The following is a 16,910-nucleotide window of genomic DNA, read 5'->3' on the forward strand; positions in this document are numbered from 1 at the left end:
CTTAAATAATTATCTCTTCAATTTTTGTCAGCATTTCTTCGCGGGTGACAAATTCTCCCGGAATACCATTAAGTTTTTCCATAACGAACATTTTCTGTCCGAAATAATCAACTAGCTTACGGGCTTTGGCAAAATCTTTGCGGTCTTCGGGGCTCAGTTCGTTTTCACCGATGATGGCGATAATACCCTTCAATGATTCGTATTTTTGCAACAGTGCCTGAACCTGCACGCTGAGGACATAGTGTCGTTCACCGACGATATCCGGCGACAGTAAGCTTGAGGTTGTCTTCAGCAAGTCGACAGATGGCCGAATGCCCTGTTCGGCGACTTTACGACTGAGTACCAGCGTTCCGTCGAGCTCATGCTGAATCATCTGCACCGCCGGATCGGACAGGTCGTCGGCCGGCACGTAGATAGTCTGGACGGCAGTAATTGAGCCATGCTGATTGGAACTCAGCCGGTCCTGCAACAGCTTGACGTCAGAGAACAGTGTCGGCTCGTAGCCGCCTTCTGCCGGAATCTGATCCAAAATCGTGGATAGCTCGTTGCGGGCCTGGATATAACGGTACATGTTGTCAGCGAAGAACAAAATGTCTTTCTTGTGTTCATCGCGGAAGTATTCTGCCAGCGTTACGGCTGACAGTGCGATCAGGGCGCGCTGCACCGGGTTCTGGTCCATCTGTCCGAAGAACATACAGGTGTTCTTAAGCAGGTCATTTTCGCCCAGCGTCTGGAACAGTTCATGGCCTTCACGAATACGCTCACCGATACCAGCAAAGAACGCCATACCAGCGCCGGAGCGCGACACATTGTTGATCAGCTCCATGGTAAGCACTGTCTTACCGACACCGGCACCACCGATAATGCCGATCTTGCGGCCTTTGACGAACGGCGTAAAGAAGTCGATGACCTTGATGCCTGTTTCCAGTATCTCCGGCTTGGTGACAGCAAACGAGGTGCTGCGCTCCGGAATCGTAAATATACTGCGGTATTCCAGTATCTTGCCTTTGGCAGCGACGATTGGTGGCCGGCCGTCAACCGGTCGGCCATTGGCATCGACCACCCGGCCGATCAGCTCGGTACCCACAGGAATCTGGATACTTTTGCCGGTACGGACGGCTGCCATGCCTTTTTGCAAAGTCGTCGCGCCACGAACGTTTAGGCAGATAACCTTGCCTCTCTCCGTGACATGATCGACCATGAGCGGTGAGTCATCGCCGTCAGCGGCTAGCAATACTTCAGCTATATCCGGGTAATCATCATCGAATTCAACGCTAACAACCAGGCCTTTGATTGATCTAATAACTCCCTTGTTCATGCTTCTACCCTTTTGCGTCCGTTAAGAATTTCCTTGAGACGTTCGTCAGCTATGTTGCGCTTAGTGCGATTGTACAGCGTGTGCAGATCGGCCAGTGTCTCGCCGGCCCGGTCATGGGCGACGGTCATAGCCCGAAATCGGCTGGCATACTGCGCGAGCTTCGAATCCAAAATGACCTGACTCAGCGTAATCTCGAGCATCGACCGCTCCAAGTGTGCCACAACTTCGAAGGGGCTTGGCTCGAATATGTAGGTCCGTTCGCTGATCTCTTCCTCGGGCTTGCCAGCCATGTTTCCCGCCAGCTGTACGGCGCTGTTAAGCTCGATACGCTTGACATCCTGCGTGGTCAGAGACACATATGTCTGATAGTAAACTCTAGTCGACTGGTATTTTTTGACTTGCTGAATCAGCGGTTGGACATTGATATGGTCGTCTTTTTCGGGTAATTTATAAAATTTCATATACTCAACCTTGGCCTGTGCCAGCTGCGTCGCACCGTGGTGGCCGATAATTATCAGGTCATGTTTGGTCGGATCGTAATCTTTGAGAAGCGTGGAAATCAGCTTTTGGTCGATATCGCCGCTGAAGCCACCTTCTGCCGTCACGGCTATAAACAAGCTTTTGTCACCGATCTTGTCGTCTTCAGACCGGCCAAACCGAAACAAGCTGTCGACGCGCAGCTGCGAGTAGATATGCCACAGCTCGTTGAAAAAGCCTTGCGACTGCAATACCTGGGTTTTAGTCTGCGAAATGCGCATACTGGCCAGGCTCTCGAAAGCACTGGTCAGACCGACGATGGTTGTCATGTCAGCTTCCTCAAGGGCGATATCCTGCGGCCGCCTCATTTCTTGAGCTCCACCAACGATTTCTTGAGTAGTTCGGCACAGACTTTATCAAAATCCTTGTCAGATTTGACCTTGGCGGCATATTCGCGGACATGGAGCTTCATTTGTTTGACATCAATTACCTGGTCATCTTTGAAGTTCATCACAATGTCGAGCATCAGCGTTTGCGCCACAATGCTGTAAGTATCTTCAGGAGTTTGATTGAGCAGCTCATAGATGTGCTTGCCGCGCTCCAAATCCTTTTGAGCCGTCAGGGCCAGCTCGGAGCCGAAGTGGGCGTATTGTTCAGCCTGTTTGTAAGCATTCAGCGCTTTGACCGTTTGGGCCAGCAGATCATGCTGCCGCTTGCTTTGGCCGACACCACCGACACGGGTGACTGACAGACCAGTGTTGACTGCCGGGCGCATGGTATCACGGAAAATATTCATATCGAGGATCCACTGTCCGTCAGTGATAGACATGATGTTGGTCGGCATGTAGGCGGTAATGTCACCGCCGTTAGCCAAGACAATCGGGATCGACGTCAGTGACTTATGATTCCGGTTCAGCTTGCCGGCGCGCTCCAGCAGACTTGAGTGAGCATAGAACATATCACCCGGGTATGATTCGCGGCCTGGGCTGGTCTGAGCCAGCAATGAAATTTCGCGGTAGATTTGAGCGTGGCTGGTTAGGTCGTCATAGATAATGACGGTATCCTGGTCTAGTTTTTGCCACAAATACTCCGCCATCGCGCAGGCCATGTACGGTGCGAGGTAGCTCGAAACCAGCGATTCAAACATTGTCGAGACGACGACAATAGCCGTGCTCATCGCATTAGTGTTTTCCAGCCGGGTGAGCAGCATGTCGACATCACTACGGCGCTTGGCGATACAGACATAGATAACAACGACATCGGTATCACGCTGGCTGATAGCGACTTGGGTTGCCAGTGCACTCTTGCCGGACTTGCTGTCGCCGATCAACGCCATACGCTGCCCCCGAACAATCGGGAACATTTCATCGATGACGGTCACACCTGTCTCTAGCTGCTTGTCGAGCAGTTCACGCTCGTAGAGCATCGGTGCCGCATTAAATATCGGCCAGACACTCTCGGCTGATATCGGGCCTTTGCCGTCAAGCGGATCGCCGTTGACTGATATCACCCGGCCGATGAAGCCTTTGCCAACTTTCGATACCAGTTCATTGTGCTGTACCACAGCCATAACGCCGACAGTCACGGTAATGGTACCAAGGTGCAAAATGATCACATGGTCGTCAAGAATCTGGTAAACAAATCCCTTACTACCATCTTCGAACATAATGAGCGCATGGATGTTGACTGGCTGCAAGCCTTTGACGCGGACCAGGAAGCGGTCCACGCCGATGACTTCGCCAACGGGATTGCCTTTGCTGACGAGGGCATCAAAATGTTTATTATCGCTCATGCCTGACTCTTTCCGGCGGTTTGCTTAGTTGGTGCCACGGGCTTAGCTGCGGGTGCCGACCGGACGGTACCATTTTCGTCGATCATGACTTCAGTCGACGTGGCGGCAGGCGCTACTGCCTGAGGGGCTGGCACTACTCCGGCTGGCTGCAACTGAGTGCTCGGCTGCGAATACTCGCGCAAACTACTGACGAGCAGCTCGCGTTGGCGCTCAAATGCCTGGGTCAGCGAAAAATCGAATTGCTTATTGGAAGTCCGCACGATACAGCCGGCTGCAATCGATGGTTGCAGGCCTAGATGCACCAGCACCTGCGGATGGATGTTGCTACGCAGCCAGATGATCAGTTTATTCATAAATGAAGCCGACGGTTCGCTGGCAAAGCTAAAGTGCAATACCGGTGCGCTGGTAATCAGATCAGTCAAATATTTTAATAATTTTGCCCGGTCGGCGCTTTGCAACATATTGACATTCGTTTCACTGGCCAGCTCATCAATCAGCCGGCTGGTTTGCGGCATCTTGAGGGCTTTGCCGCCTTGGCGCAAGCTGGCCTGATGCATAAAATCATCCAGCGCTTCCAGCTCGCGGCGGGCTCGCTTGAGGTCGCTCGGCGAGACAATCATGGTTGTCAGCGGCAGTATTTTAGCCATTCGCTATGTCTTTCATAATTTCTTTTTTGTTGGCTTCCAGCTCGCTCATGATGTAGCCCAGCTGATCGCTCATATCGATCTGGTTCCCGATAGCCGCCAGCACGTAATGATTGACGACCCGGGCCATATCTGACTCAAAGCGGCTCATGAGCTGCTCTTTCTCGGCGGCCACTTGCTGCTGTAGCTCTTTGCCAAGCGTCTGGCGCTGCTCCTCGATCACAGTATTGGTCTTCTCTATTGAATCGACGGCCAATTGTTTGGCGTCCATGATTGATTCTTCGTACTTTGTAAATTCTTCCTTGAGCTTGCGGGTGATTTCCGATTTCATATATTCATTCAGTTGGCTAGTCGTCAGACGCAAATCCTGTTGCAGGAACATCGCGTTCTCACCAATGATTTTCTCGAAATGCAGCCGGCCACGGTTACGAAGCTCTTCACGGAAATCGTCATTAAAGATTTGCTCGACATGCTTGTCTGCCGCTTCATCGATTGCCCGGATGCCGCCCGCCGCCTTTACCTTGGGCTTTTTGTGCACGATATTATTCTCGATTGTTACATAGATTAATACCGCGGCCAAACTACCGAGTACTGCCAGTGCCGCTACAATCATCCAGGTTGTCATGTATTTATTCCCACCATACTGTCTTACCGGTCTTTATGAGCCACACTGGCGGATACGGCAATCAATCGTCTGTTGCATATTTTTTGAACATCCAAACGATCGCCAGCTATATTCGTAAGTGCTAAAGCTTTAATATTAAATATACCCCAAGTAAGCCGATTATGAAAATTATTATGCTCACTAGCACTACCTGGAATAAGCCTCGGAGAATAGATTTTTTGGCAAGCGGGTTTCGGCCGATTGATACCATGCTGCTGCGAACACCGCCGTATAAAATACTTCCAGCAATGGCGGTTACGGCAACTAATATCAGTAGACTCAGATAGAGGCGCGAAGGATCAACCGTTTTGTTGACCAGCGCCTTGGCCCCGGATTGCAAAAATGCCACTCCCGGTACGCGGCTTTCCTTTGGCTTCTCGAGAGGGTTATGGGAGATATTGATATCAACTGGAATAAGGCCAAAGGAGACCGATTTTGCTGCCCCAGCCGAATCCTTCAGTGACGTAGTGCCGCTAATACTCGATTTGCCGTCAAAGCCGACCAGTGCTTTGCCAGCGACTATCGGCTGATTAGTATCAGCTTTCATGGCTACGCCCTTCAGGGATGATATCGTCAAATAATCCCCGGCCTTAATGACACCATTCTGATTACTGACGAGTAGATTATAGCGTCCGGTTGTTGCTACATAGACTTGCTGTAATGTCGCATCAGTGCTCGACAATGTCACCGGAGAGTCATTGGCGGCTACAATCACACCTTCCATCTTGGCAGCTTCAGTATCAGCCAGGGCTTCAACTTTATTTTTATCTTTGGAGGTTAATTTGACAATCATACCCCGTTGTAGCTGCGAATCTGTCAGGTAGGCCCGGGTGACGGCCTGGGCAGCAACCGTGCCAGGACTAAGCACAAGCAGGGCCAGCAAGCCCGCGGTAGCAGCAAAAGATGTAAAACGAAGCATTGTAGGATTAAGTATAAACGTTTTGAGTTATGTCGCAAGAAGCATAACAACTATACACAAGACTAGCGGGCAAAATCACTAAGTGCTTGAAGCGTGCGCTCAAGTGCCGCCTTGTCGGTAGCGCGGCCCATAGTCAGCCGCAAGCTGGAACGTGCGTCAGCTTCGGACAGCCCCATTGCCAGCAAAACATGCGAAGCAGCCTCATTGCTGGCACTACAGGCCGATCCAGCTGCTGCCATGATGCCTGCATCATCAAGCTGATACAGCAGCCGCTCATTGTCTTTGCCGGGAATCGTTATATGCAGATTATTAGGTAATCGGCGTTTCAACGATCCGTTGATGATAGCAGTCGGCAGATATTCCTTAAGCTGATGATAAAAATATCGCTGCAGCTCAGCAAGTCGTTTCGTCTCCTCATTTCGCATGCCCTGCGCAATCTGGAGAGCGGCCGCACATCCAATGATGCCCGGTACATTTTCGGTTCCACTACGAATTTTGTGTTCCTGACCCCCGCCTGTTATCAGCGGCAAGAGCGTAACACCTGCCCGTATATAGAGCGCACCCGACTGTTTTGGTCCATACATTTTACCGCCATTGAGTGTCATGAGGTCTACGCCCAATCGAGAAACCTGCATATCGAGGTAATTGGTCGCCTGCGCCGCATCGGTGTGAAAATATAACGGCAGGTCGACACCGCGTGCTCTACGGTCGTTACGAACTTGGTTGATGATGCCGCTAATCTCCCGGATTGGCTGGATTGTACCGACTTCATTATTGGCATACATAATTGTTACAAGCACCGTTTGGTCGTCAATGCGGGCCTGTACGGCTTCAGCCTGTACGATCCCCTGCTCTGATACCGGCAAAATACTGTGCTCATACTGTTTGGCTGTTTCGAGGACAGAATCATGCTCAATTGCGCTCAGCAGCATGCGGGCCTGCGGGTAGCGGCGCATTACACCGCTGATCGCCAGATTGTTTGCCTCTGTGCCGCCAGCCGTAAAGACGACTTCTGCCGGACGCACACCGAGGCACAGCGCCACGACACTCCGCGCCGCCTCGATGTCCCTATACACACCCTGGGCAGCGCTATACATGGCAGATGGGTTATAAAATCGTTCACTAAAATACGGCTGCATTGCTGCCAGCACTCGTGGGTCTAACGGCGTGGCAGCCGCGTGGTCAAGATAAATCATATCCATAGCGTGTATACAGTATAAGCCCGGCGACGGCGCTACGACTAGACGGCTTGCAACATCAGCTGTTGTTCGGTGCCGATTTTATCATTGTATAATTTGACGGCGCGGTACAGATTGGCCAGCTCTTGCCGGCTAAGGCGCTGATACGAAGCGCCGCCTTGCGACTTGAGTATACCGTTTGGGCGGACATCGTAGCGGGTAGTCACGGCTTGCCATTGGCCGTTTTCATCCTTCCATTCCTCGTGCCACACCCAAGTGTGCTCATCGAGACAAAAGAATTCACGGCGGTGGCCTTCCGGAATCGGCCCGAACAATTCGCCGCCGATTTTGGCTTCGTGATGGATCAGCGCGCTGTAGATTTCGGCTTGGCGCTCTTCTCGTTTTTGGCGGAAGTAGTTGTTAAGCAGCATGACGGTTCTCTTCTTCAGTATGATTGTCGTCTGACAAAGTCTCTATGTAGCCATCGTTCATACCAGCCCCAGAGCCATCAGAGTCACTGAACAGATAATTATCATCAGTAGGATAGATTTCAGCCACACGGCTGCGCGCTTCATCAAGACTGAAAACATTACTGTTCGTATCTGATGATGATATAGACGCCGTGGTTGTCGGAGCGTTCAGTTGAGTTGGCTTTGGAACAACTGATAAAGCCGGACGAGCCAACCGCGCTGCATACACGTCCTGCTCACCCGATATTTGGTCAGCTGATGCCGCACCAGCTGACATTTCGTTAGATAGCTTGGAGCTAGCCTCTATCTCGTTTACCAGCTGCGGATCGATAGTTCGGACAGCTGCAAACGTCTCGTTGACAATAGCTTTGAGAATAGTAGCCCGCTTTTCGAGCGGAAGGCGGCCTTCCGCATTGCTTTTGCGGGGGTGCTGGTCAAAAGACTTGTGTCGTATGTCGTTGCTTGTTTTCATAATCTATATTCGAAATGAGTTATATCCGAAACAATTGTTTTGCATTACTCGATGTTGCTTCAGCTAGCTCGCCGAGGGCTTCATTTCTAAGTTCTGCTAAAAATTTTGCCGTTACACTTGTGTGATATGGCTCACAAATATTACCACGGTACGGAGATGGTGTCAAGTACGGCGCGTCGGTTTCCAGTAAAAGTCTTGACAACGGGATGCTTTTGTACATTTCACGCTGCTGGTCACTTTTGGTGAAAGTTGCGATCCCATTTACGCCGATGTACAAGCCTCGTTCAAGCGCCATAGCCAGATTCTCCGGCGAATCCGTAAAGCTATGCAGGACGCCTCGTATGCCATCATACTGATCAAAAATTGGCCAAAAATCATCAAACGCCTCGCGGACGTGAAATATCATCGGTAAGTCATGTTCTAATGCGAGTCGTATCTGGTAATGCAATACTCGGGCTTGTTCGGCCGGCGCTGAATGCTCATAGAAATAATCAAGCCCGCATTCACCGACTGCAACAACTTTGTCATGCGCGGCCATTGCAGCAAATCGCTGCAATTGGGACTTCGTTTTATCGTCATGACTGCTGTAGTCTTTGGCTTCATGCGGATGTATGCCGATGCTGGCGACGCAGTTGTCACGGCTTTGCACAAATTCGACGGCCAGCTCGCTATCCGCAATAGTGCAGCCGACACAGATCATTCGCCGGACGCCCGCATCAGTCGCCCGTACGATCAGCTCGTCGCCAGTCGGAAAGCCAGCTTTTTGCCACATATTACGTGTTATCGCTTCACCGCCATCGCCACTTTTAATGGTCGAACCTTGAATATGACAGTGCGTATCAATAAACTCCATATACTACTCCTCTCGTGAATTCTTAACACTTTGACGGGGCATGTATGTCACTGAGTGTTCTCGCCTCTATAATATTGCGACTGACCGAATGGCCCTCCAATCTTGCGGGCGGTAACGGCTAATCTTCTTGCGGGCGATCGTGCTTCGGAAACAGCGTGCCGTCGATCGGATGGACAATGCCCTGTTCGAACACCGCTTTGATGCGGCTGGCCGTCGTCGGCATGAATGGGTCGAGCAGTTCAGCAATCTGCATCAGCGAACTGGCTTGATAGGCCAGCACTTCACGCAGGTGATCCATATCCCCGATTTTTGCTATTGTCCACGGCTTTTCGGCATCGATATACTGATTGATGCCGCGAACTTGTTCCCAGACTTCATCGAGTGCTCTGTCGAAGTGGCAGACCTCCAGCGCTTTGCGGTATTCCGCAGTATCATGCTGCGGTTCCGGTATGTCACCGATCAGGCCGTCTTGATATTTGATGATCATGGCAGCGGTACGCTGGACTGCATTACCGAGTTCGTTGGCTAGTTCATTATTGTAGGCCGCTTCAAGTTTCTCCCAACTGAAATCGCCGTCTTCGTATGATGGCACGTGGCGCAGGAAATAGTACCGGAAGGCGTCGGCGCCGTATTTGGCTATGACGTCATGCGGGGATACAGAATTACCGAGTGATTTACTCATTTTTTTGTCGTCAACAGTGACATAGCCATGGACATACAGCGTTTTTGGCAATGACAAATCAAGCGCTAGCAGCATGCCGGGCCATATTGCGGCATGAAAACGCAGTATTCCCTTGCCGATGACCTGAATATTGGCTGGCCAGTAATGTTTAAAGTCTTCGTATTCTGGATAGCCGAGGACGGTGATGTAGTTCATGAGCGCCTCAAACCAAACGTACATAACCTGGTCTTTGTCGCCTGGAACCGGAATACCCCATGAAATTTTATCGTTTGGGCGCGAAATACTAATATCTTCTAAACCTTCGTTAATAACCGACAGTATCTCATTACGCTTTGTTTTAGGAATAATCTGGAACTGGCCGGATTCAATAGCTTTTTTGATTGGCTCGTTATATTTGCTAAGCGCAAAGAAATAGTTCTCTTCTTCAATCTTTTCGTAGGGACGGTTGTGGTCCGGGCACACTCCTTTGTTTTCATTGACGACCGTTTCAGTAAAGAATTCCTCGTCGCCGGTACAATACCAGCCGATGTATTTGTTCTTGTATATGTCTTTTGATAGCGCTTTCCATATCACCTGCGCCCGCTGTTCATGCCCCTTGTCTGTCGTTCGGATAAAGCGGTCGGCGCTGATGTCAAGCGAAGCCGCCAGATCGCGGAATTTTTGACTCATCTGATCGGCCATTTCTTGTGGCTTGAGATGCATTTCTTCGGCTTTTTCGGCAATCTTGCCGCCATGTTCGTCGGTACCAGTACTGAATATGACATCATTGCCATGGATACGGGCAGCTCGGGCAAGTACGTCCGCCATGACAAATTCCATAGCGTGCCCAAGGTGCGGTTCGCCGTTTACATATGGAATAGATGTTGTCACGTAGTATTTCATTGAGACTCCTCGTGTACCGTTTCCGGTGTCTTTGTTACTGACTGTAGTATAAGGAAATGCGTAAATAGACTGCCCGCATGGGCATATATCGCATCGTCGCATACTGCATTATATTCATAGGATCAGTATAGCATCCTACTTAAGAAGATCAGTCACGGCATCACGCTCCATGTCGTCGAGTTCGGCATACAAATCTGACTCGTACTGTTCGGCGACTTTAAAGATGTAATCGTCGTTGGAGCGCGGCAGTACATGGAACACCAGGTGATCCAGTTTTATCTCATTTTGCGGTCGGAACGGGCGGTAGCTCTGCCGGATATCGAAGCCGTCGCCAAGTTTGCCAATCAGTTTTTGCTCTATATCGAAAATCAAATCAAAAATACTAGTAATTTCATCTTTGGTGAGATCCCATGGCTGTTCGACGTGGCGACGCGGCATGACCAGCAGATGGCCAGGTACTTTGTGTGGGTCACTCAGGATAACCTGAGCCAATTCATTACCCTCGAGGACACGTTCCTGCGGATGACAAAACGGACAATTTATCGGATCAGCCATGTAAAACACCTATCTTATCGTTGCTTGGTGGGCGAGGTGGGATTCGAACCCACAACCCGTTACCGGGGACAGATTTTAAGTCTGTTGTGTAAACCATTCCACCACTCGCCCGAATATATCGACATTGTGACACTTCAGCGACGCTGATACTGGCAATAGCCCGATTATACTACGATTCATCAGTCTAAAACTACTTCGCCGGACATAATTTTGTCAAACAATGCCTGGACACCCGGTGCAAGCGCTAAACTTAAGAGATCCTCGGTATCAAAATATGCTAAGTCGTCATACATCGCAGTTTCATGCAGGACTGGGTCGGCATCTATAACGACTGCCTGAAACCAGGTGTAATGATAGTCATTTTCGTCATCTTCGAATTCTCCAGAACCGAGCGCTTTGGTGAGACGCACTGCAATACCGAGCTCATCAGCAATAGCTTGGACAGCTGCCTGTTCGGCCGGCTCATCTTCGTCCACCTCACCGCCCGGCAGCTCCCACCACGTCTTTTCCGAGGCAGCTTTGTGCAACAGCAGAATCCTGCTGTAGTCATCGAGAATCACACAACCAGCTTGTTGAATTTTAGACATATTGTAGTGCCAATCCCCTACGATCGCCTTTCGTGTTTAAACAAATAAAGATATAGCAAATATGGAGGCACCTACCGGGTTCGAACCGGTGTACGCGGTTTTGCAGACCGCTGCGTAACCACTCCGCCAAGGCGCCTGATAGTGTGTAATCTCTAATTGTTGCCGTATTACTCCCCAGATTATACATGTTCTTGCACCGAAAAGCACCGAAGGGGCCGGTACGAACCAGGAATAAGCCAGGAAATAAGATAGTAAGTTAGCTAGGATATGTGAAATATATAACTGTAAGCATGTGCTGAATGTTTTAAAGTTTTTGCAGGTGAGCAAAACAGCAAACCAAAATAAATTCGACATAAACCGCAAAAGCAACATTAAAACAGCCAACACAGAAAGTAGTAAATATTACAGAAGGAAACACATATGACGATCGAAGAAATAATATCAAAAATAGAAAACACGCTGACCGAGCGCAAAAGTAGACATCCACACAATAATGGGTCCCGCCATAATGGAAATGGGCGCGGTGGTTCTCCTCGCGCCTAAACCATCTTATATATTTTACTTACCGGCGTTACCGCTTACAGACTGCGGATATTGTCGTAGCAAATAATTACCGTAGGTGTAGGTGTTTTGGCATTCAAAAGCAGTTTGGCAGACCGCACCGTCAAATTTGGCATATGACAGAAATGTTGACTGTTTTACAGTCACGTCATCATCAGACAGATTTGCGGGCAGAAGCTTATTAGAGTATCCGAGGTACTGTAATAATTCGTGCGGTTGCAAATAGCTTGCGGCTGCCTCAGTCGTTAACGTACCGACATCATGATGATCGGCATGATCACCGTCTGCTTTATCATGTGAGCCCTGCGTACGAATTTGGTTCGGAAGATCTTCGATCATAATCTGGCGCAGTGCGGTCACCAGCTGCTCCTTGGTATAGGTATTCGTGCCGTCCACTGTATGCAAGAGCGGCATCGCTCCGCTAACCAGCGCCTGCAGGCTTTCATGCGAACGGCCGGCGAATCCCTGCCCGCTCAAATTGCCGTCCGGCAACCGTAGGAATACCAGCGACACCTGCGGTATATTCTCTAAGTAACTGACGGACACTTTGCGGCCAGCTAACATTTGCTGCTCATCACGCCAGATGTTTGGCATACCGTACATTTCGGCATAAGCTGCCTTGGCACCAAGCTCACGACCACCCCAATAATTGACTTGCTCGCCAGCGTCGCCAGCCGTCACGTAGACCGTCCGTATACATTCTCCCTCCCGAATACTAGCTGAGACATCCGGATTCATAAACAACAGATCATCGTCCTGATGGGCAATCACTTGTAGCGTCGTGCCACGGCGACAGGGATCGATTTCAGTAAACGGCACGAACGATACTATCTCAGGCGGCTTGGCAGCTGCCGGTTTTGAAGAATTAGTAGGTGCAGCGGATTGTCTGGAGGGGGTAAATAAGGGGGAACGAATACCGTCTGGATACAACAACAGCAGAACATCGGGTGTAGTCTGCATGGCATTACTCTTAGTGCTGCCAACGGATACACGCTCGCTCGGGACACCGTATTCGCCAACCACGCGGGCCAGACTGCAACCATTGTAGGTGGGCGTTTGTTTGGCGGTGCCGGCGCTAGCAGAATCAGCGTCTTTTACGGCAAGATAGGCCGCGGAGGTACGGTCAGGTTTTTGGAACCACGCGCCACTGCTCAGTACCTGGCGCGGTAGTATACAGGTATCAACTGGCATAATGGTGAGCGGCCGGTTGGTTTTGGCCTTGATCGGTGTTACGTCCCAATAATCACCAACTAGACGGTCAATATTACGCCGCTCCAACTCTTCACTGACGCGGTTAGCGACTATGTTTTTACCCGATAATGCCGCGACGTCCGTCCGGTACTCCTGCCAGGATGTGTATAGTCCGATAGGTATTGCAAGTATCAAAAGCGTTGTTACGACAACAACATATGATTCAGGCACTGTACGATGCCGAATGTAGGCGGCGGCGGCGATGAAAACTGCAAACAAACCAATCGTCATATAGCGCGCATCGACGGGATAGTAATGATCAGTCAGGACGAAAACAGCGGCGGCGGTCAGCGTCGAGCCGAGTAGTACAATTGCCAGCCGCGTCCAAATATCACCGTGTTCGTTTCCTTCTTGGACGCGGGTTTGCTTAAAGAAAATCAGCCGTAAACATGCATACAGGCCCCCGAGCAGCAACAATAAATTGACAGTGTAAGGCAGCGTTGAAAACTGCGTCAGACTCTGTAGCAGTGCAGCCGGTATGTCCCGGACGATATTGGTTCCGTGTATGGCACTGGCACCGAAATTTGCGGCAATCGCATCAATACTATAGATCATACCGGTGGCCAGCTGACTAGCTGACTGTACGAGCGGGTACGGCGAAGCCCGCTCGCCGTCGCCGATATTGGTAACCGATGCCTTGTCTATGGCCAAGAGCAGTCCGGTTGCGGCGATTAATCCGACGGCTGCAGCAGCCAGCCAGCGCAGTTCTGGTAGCAGCCCGTCGCGGCGGCGCGTGCAAATACCATACCAAGCACAGGCAGCAATACCACCACCAATACCTAGCACTGCAAAAAGCTTGTCGCTAGCAATGAGTAAAATCATAAGCACCATAGCGCTCATAAAGCTATAACTCATCAACTTACGCGACCGTAGCGCCAGATACAGCGCGGCAATATAAACGACGTATTCAAGGTTACGGGTCGTCGTCATCGCCATGTTCACCGGTAATAATGTACCCGGTATCGGCTGTGCTGGCACCAGCAGCAACATGGACGCCAGTATCAAACAGAACAGACCAAATACGATCGGACGCTTTTCTATCCGGTACAAAATATAGACCAATGTTCCAACAGTAATAAACACCATAACAATCGTTGCAAGCATAAACACTGCCAGCGAGCTGCCGAGAAGGCTTATCGCCAGAAATAATGGCCATTTAATGAGGAAGCTGTGGGCGCCTGGGAATACAGCTTGTTGAAATGTTTGTAGGCTCTCGAACAAATAGGCATCGATAAGCTGGTCGGCGTTCAGTTCGTGTAGCCGGGCCGTCAAAACAGTCCAAAACAGCGTCGTGGCAATCAATATACCAAGGCTGATCCAGGCAAAGGCTTTGGCAAAGCTGGTCGTCCGCATATACGGCGGTACGAGGCTTGAACCCTCCGCGGATACTTTTTGCGGCGGTTGGCGGACAGCAGTTGCAGTCCGTCTGGGAGTAGCAGATTTTCGGCTGGATTTTTTACGTGCTGCTGCTTTCTTATGCTTTGTCATTTTTGCCGTGGTTTATAGCTTTGATACGTTCGATTATACCTAACTATTTTCGCATACTGCACAATAACATATCCACGAGCGATGTGGAGCGATCAACCGTATCAATTTATTTCTGTTCGAAACGCACTATAACTCCTACAACCGTCGGCGTGGTACAGCTTAAGCGGTTCCGGTGTATTATAGACATTATGGAGCATCCTCAGGACCGGCAAACAGAACAATCTGCTCCCGGGCGCCGTACCTTCCGATTCATTTCACTATTGACTGTTTGTTTTCTCGGCATTGCACTGGTGCTGGTATTTATATATATTCAAATAAATCGGCCGGTTAACGGCACAATCATTCAAACAAAACAGCCGACTGTGCGTGATACCCCAACCACCAAGACGCTGACGACGCCGTATTACAGCTTGCAATATCCTGTCAATTACGACCTGGAGCCACGGCCGACAGCATCGGCTTCACTGAGTGCCGAAGTTCTGAAAGCACGGCAGCAGAACCGCTTTGGTACCGGCAGCCGGATTACTATTACCGTTGAGCCAACTCCTGACGGAGGTGTCACCGAACACAGCAGCTACAAACTTTATATGTCTCAACCTGATATCTACACCGTTATGACCGCTGAAGTTGGTGGTGAAAATACTATTTCCGCCAGCCGCGTCGATCCAAATTTTGAAAAAACAATTTTGTGGGAACATGGCAAATATCTTTTGACCGTCACGCTCATCGCCGATACCTCCAGCTCGACACTCGATGCCGAGCTGCAAACTATACTGACGAGCCTCATTTGGCAATAATCTGTAGAATTGAATCTCAAAACTTTCCCATGAGCCTCGTCAACCTGTCCGCCCCTAAAATTTTTTATCTTTAGGGATAAAATAATTTTGGGGCCGCCCCGCAGGTTGCCACTCAAGGCGAAGGTTTTGGGATTCAGGTTCTGAAAATTTAGTTAAAGCGTCATGTATACTGGTTATGTATGAAAGTATTTGGATTTGATTGGCTCGGTGGCATCGGTGGACTGTCCGCGGGCCTTGTGCTGTTTAGCGCGCTGCCGGCAACACCCAATTATCAGCTCAATAGCTACGGCTTCGGCAGCGGCGGTGTTTCTAATGCCACCACCAGTACCTACGCACTAGAGGGTACAACTGGTGAGCTCAGTGGCTCAAACGGCGCAAGTTCGACGGCGGCGTACAGCCTAAAACCAGGATTTACTCAGACCCAGCAGGCCCAGGTGCCAAAATTATCGGCGTTCGATAACGGCAGTAACACCTATTACAACAAGTTGCATTTCGTCATCGACACCCAAAGTAATCCATCTGACGCGCTGTATGCGCTCAGCATCAGTACCGACAATTTTAGTAGCGACATTCGTTATGTCAAAAGTGACTTAACGGTTGGCTCCAGCCTGGTTGTCGCCGACTATCAGACTTATGCTGCGTTTGGCGGTGCCAGCGGTACCAATATCATCGGCCTGACCCCAAGCACAACCTACTACGTTCGAGTCAAAGCTACGCAGGGCAAATTCACCGAATCTGCTTTTGGTCCGGTCTCAAGCGCAACTACCGTCGGATCCAGCGTGTCCTTTTCTGTATCGACCAATGCCGTCACTATGGGTGCGCTGCTGCCCTCGATCGTCACCACTGGAGCGCCGGCCGTAAACATTACTTTCGCGACCAATGCGGCCTCTGGTGGCGACATCTATATTAGTGGCAAAAATATCGGATTACTCAGTACGAAAGCTGGCGTAACCATTCCTTCGGCAACAGGTGATCTGAGCTCACTGCAGCGAGGTTATGGCGCCCAGGTAGCAAGCGTCGGAACAACGACAGGAACACTTCTTCGGGTCAGTCCGTACGACGGAGGTGCAAACAACGTTGGCGTTACAGATACAGTTATTCGGCGCATCATAACGGCAACAGGCCCGATTGCCGGAGGCACTGGATCAGTGGTATTCAAAGCCAAAGCAACTGCAACTGATGCGGCCGCCAATGATTACAGCGAAGTCAATACCATGCTCGCCTCTGGAAATTTTTAAAAATTTCAGATATGCACAAGCATTATATTGACTTCACGAAAGCATAACTGGTATTGTTACATCAGTATCCGTATTAATGTCT

At 50.2% G+C, this 16,910-nt stretch carries 16 protein-coding genes and 2 tRNA genes; 2 read left to right on the forward strand and 16 right to left on the reverse strand.

The annotated features are described in order from the left end of the window. Position 1: 1 nt before the first annotated feature. From VF575_03050 to VF575_03125, 16 genes are all read right to left on the reverse strand, one after another. Positions 2-1,318 (reverse strand): F0F1 ATP synthase subunit beta, encoded by a 1,317-nt coding sequence (locus tag VF575_03050; protein ID HEX8182556.1) that lies wholly within the window; start codon positions 1,316-1,318, stop codon positions 2-4. Then, on the reverse strand, positions 1,315-2,163 hold the full coding sequence (locus VF575_03055) for a F0F1 ATP synthase subunit gamma (GenBank protein ID HEX8182557.1): 849 nt from the start codon (positions 2,161-2,163) through the stop codon (positions 1,315-1,317). The genes VF575_03050 and VF575_03055 overlap by 4 nt, the downstream gene beginning before the upstream one ends. Then, a complete protein-coding gene (locus VF575_03060) occupies positions 2,160-3,587 on the reverse strand; it encodes a sodium-transporting two-sector ATPase (GenBank protein ID HEX8182558.1) in 1,428 nt (475 codons plus the stop codon). Before VF575_03060 ends, VF575_03055 begins: the two co-directional genes overlap by 4 nt. After that, positions 3,584-4,234, reverse strand: a complete 651-nt coding sequence (locus VF575_03065; GenBank protein ID HEX8182559.1) for a hypothetical protein — start codon at positions 4,232-4,234, stop codon at positions 3,584-3,586. The genes VF575_03060 and VF575_03065 overlap by 4 nt, the downstream gene beginning before the upstream one ends. After that, on the reverse strand, positions 4,227-4,856 hold the full coding sequence (locus tag VF575_03070; protein ID HEX8182560.1) for a hypothetical protein: 630 nt from the start codon (positions 4,854-4,856) through the stop codon (positions 4,227-4,229). The genes VF575_03065 and VF575_03070 overlap by 8 nt, the downstream gene beginning before the upstream one ends. 121 nt (positions 4,857-4,977) lie before the next feature. Beyond that, the gene (locus VF575_03075; GenBank protein ID HEX8182561.1) at positions 4,978-5,814 is read right to left on the reverse strand and encodes a hypothetical protein; all 837 of its coding nucleotides are present in this window, start codon (positions 5,812-5,814) and stop codon (positions 4,978-4,980) included. 62 nt (positions 5,815-5,876) lie between these two features. Further along, positions 5,877-7,016, reverse strand: coding sequence for a cysteine desulfurase family protein (locus tag VF575_03080; protein ID HEX8182562.1), 1,140 nt, complete (start codon positions 7,014-7,016; stop codon positions 5,877-5,879). 38 nt (positions 7,017-7,054) lie between these two features. After that, the gene (locus VF575_03085; protein ID HEX8182563.1) at positions 7,055-7,423 is read right to left on the reverse strand and encodes a hypothetical protein; all 369 of its coding nucleotides are present in this window, start codon (positions 7,421-7,423) and stop codon (positions 7,055-7,057) included. Further along, on the reverse strand, positions 7,413-7,934 hold the full coding sequence (locus tag VF575_03090) for a hypothetical protein (GenBank protein ID HEX8182564.1): 522 nt from the start codon (positions 7,932-7,934) through the stop codon (positions 7,413-7,415). The genes VF575_03085 and VF575_03090 overlap by 11 nt, the downstream gene beginning before the upstream one ends. A gap of 19 nt (positions 7,935-7,953) precedes the next feature. Next, positions 7,954-8,787, reverse strand: coding sequence for a TatD family hydrolase (locus tag VF575_03095; GenBank protein ID HEX8182565.1), 834 nt, complete (start codon positions 8,785-8,787; stop codon positions 7,954-7,956). Between the two features lie 118 nt (positions 8,788-8,905). Beyond that, positions 8,906-10,351, reverse strand: a complete 1,446-nt coding sequence (gene metG, locus VF575_03100) for a methionine--tRNA ligase (protein HEX8182566.1) — start codon at positions 10,349-10,351, stop codon at positions 8,906-8,908. 135 nt (positions 10,352-10,486) lie between these two features. After that, positions 10,487-10,906: an HIT domain-containing protein gene (locus tag VF575_03105; GenBank protein HEX8182567.1), complete on the reverse strand. Its 420-nt coding sequence runs from the start codon at positions 10,904-10,906 to the stop codon at positions 10,487-10,489. Between the two features lie 25 nt (positions 10,907-10,931). Beyond that, a tRNA-Leu gene (locus VF575_03110) sits at positions 10,932-11,017 on the reverse strand. 68 nt (positions 11,018-11,085) lie between these two features. Further along, positions 11,086-11,493 carry an NUDIX hydrolase gene (locus VF575_03115; protein HEX8182568.1) on the reverse strand — a complete coding sequence of 136 codons (408 nt, stop codon included), beginning with the start codon at positions 11,491-11,493 and terminating at the stop codon, positions 11,086-11,088. Between the two features lie 62 nt (positions 11,494-11,555). Further along, a tRNA-Cys gene (locus VF575_03120) sits at positions 11,556-11,629 on the reverse strand. 422 nt (positions 11,630-12,051) lie between these two features. After that, positions 12,052-14,793, reverse strand: coding sequence for a PIG-L family deacetylase (locus tag VF575_03125; GenBank protein ID HEX8182569.1), 2,742 nt, complete (start codon positions 14,791-14,793; stop codon positions 12,052-12,054). Positions 14,794-14,981: 188 nt separating this feature from the next. On the opposite strand from VF575_03125, the gene VF575_03130 reads away from it, so the two are divergent. Both VF575_03130 and VF575_03135 read left to right on the forward strand, forming a co-directional pair. Beyond that, positions 14,982-15,590: a hypothetical protein gene (locus tag VF575_03130; GenBank protein ID HEX8182570.1), complete on the forward strand. Its 609-nt coding sequence runs from the start codon at positions 14,982-14,984 to the stop codon at positions 15,588-15,590. Between the two features lie 179 nt (positions 15,591-15,769). Further along, entirely contained in the window at positions 15,770-16,828 is a 1,059-nt protein-coding gene (locus VF575_03135; protein ID HEX8182571.1) for a hypothetical protein, read from the forward strand. Positions 16,829-16,910: the final 82 nt, after the last annotated feature.

The sequence above is a fragment of the Candidatus Saccharimonadales bacterium genome, assembly GCA_036388415.1.
In the GTDB taxonomy this organism is placed as follows: Bacteria; Patescibacteriota; Saccharimonadia; order Saccharimonadales; family UBA4665; genus UBA4665.

What these genes read in the sequence shown, in the direction of transcription:
- VF575_03065 (HEX8182559.1), bottom strand. Translation starts at nt 4,234, where the DNA reads ATGGCTAAAATACTGCCGCTGACAACCATGATTGTCTCGCCGAGCGAC.
- VF575_03095 (HEX8182565.1), bottom strand. Translation starts at nt 8,787, where the DNA reads ATGGAGTTTATTGATACGCACTGTCATATTCAAGGTTCGACCATTAAA.
- VF575_03080 (HEX8182562.1), bottom strand. Translation starts at nt 7,016, where the DNA reads ATGGATATGATTTATCTTGACCACGCGGCTGCCACGCCGTTAGACCCA.
- VF575_03070 (HEX8182560.1), bottom strand. Translation starts at nt 4,856, where the DNA reads ATGACAACCTGGATGATTGTAGCGGCACTGGCAGTACTCGGTAGTTTG.
- metG (HEX8182566.1), bottom strand. Translation starts at nt 10,351, where the DNA reads ATGAAATACTACGTGACAACATCTATTCCATATGTAAACGGCGAACCG.
- VF575_03085 (HEX8182563.1), bottom strand. Translation starts at nt 7,423, where the DNA reads ATGCTGCTTAACAACTACTTCCGCCAAAAACGAGAAGAGCGCCAAGCC.
- VF575_03060 (HEX8182558.1), bottom strand. Translation starts at nt 3,587, where the DNA reads ATGAGCGATAATAAACATTTTGATGCCCTCGTCAGCAAAGGCAATCCC.
- VF575_03130 (HEX8182570.1), top strand. Translation starts at nt 14,982, where the DNA reads ATGGAGCATCCTCAGGACCGGCAAACAGAACAATCTGCTCCCGGGCGC.
- VF575_03050 (HEX8182556.1), bottom strand. Translation starts at nt 1,318, where the DNA reads ATGAACAAGGGAGTTATTAGATCAATCAAAGGCCTGGTTGTTAGCGTT.
- VF575_03090 (HEX8182564.1), bottom strand. Translation starts at nt 7,934, where the DNA reads ATGAAAACAAGCAACGACATACGACACAAGTCTTTTGACCAGCACCCC.
- VF575_03135 (HEX8182571.1), top strand. Translation starts at nt 15,770, where the DNA reads ATGAAAGTATTTGGATTTGATTGGCTCGGTGGCATCGGTGGACTGTCC.
- VF575_03115 (HEX8182568.1), bottom strand. Translation starts at nt 11,493, where the DNA reads ATGTCTAAAATTCAACAAGCTGGTTGTGTGATTCTCGATGACTACAGC.
- VF575_03105 (HEX8182567.1), bottom strand. Translation starts at nt 10,906, where the DNA reads ATGGCTGATCCGATAAATTGTCCGTTTTGTCATCCGCAGGAACGTGTC.
- VF575_03125 (HEX8182569.1), bottom strand. Translation starts at nt 14,793, where the DNA reads ATGACAAAGCATAAGAAAGCAGCAGCACGTAAAAAATCCAGCCGAAAA.
- VF575_03075 (HEX8182561.1), bottom strand. Translation starts at nt 5,814, where the DNA reads ATGCTTCGTTTTACATCTTTTGCTGCTACCGCGGGCTTGCTGGCCCTG.
- VF575_03055 (HEX8182557.1), bottom strand. Translation starts at nt 2,163, where the DNA reads ATGAGGCGGCCGCAGGATATCGCCCTTGAGGAAGCTGACATGACAACC.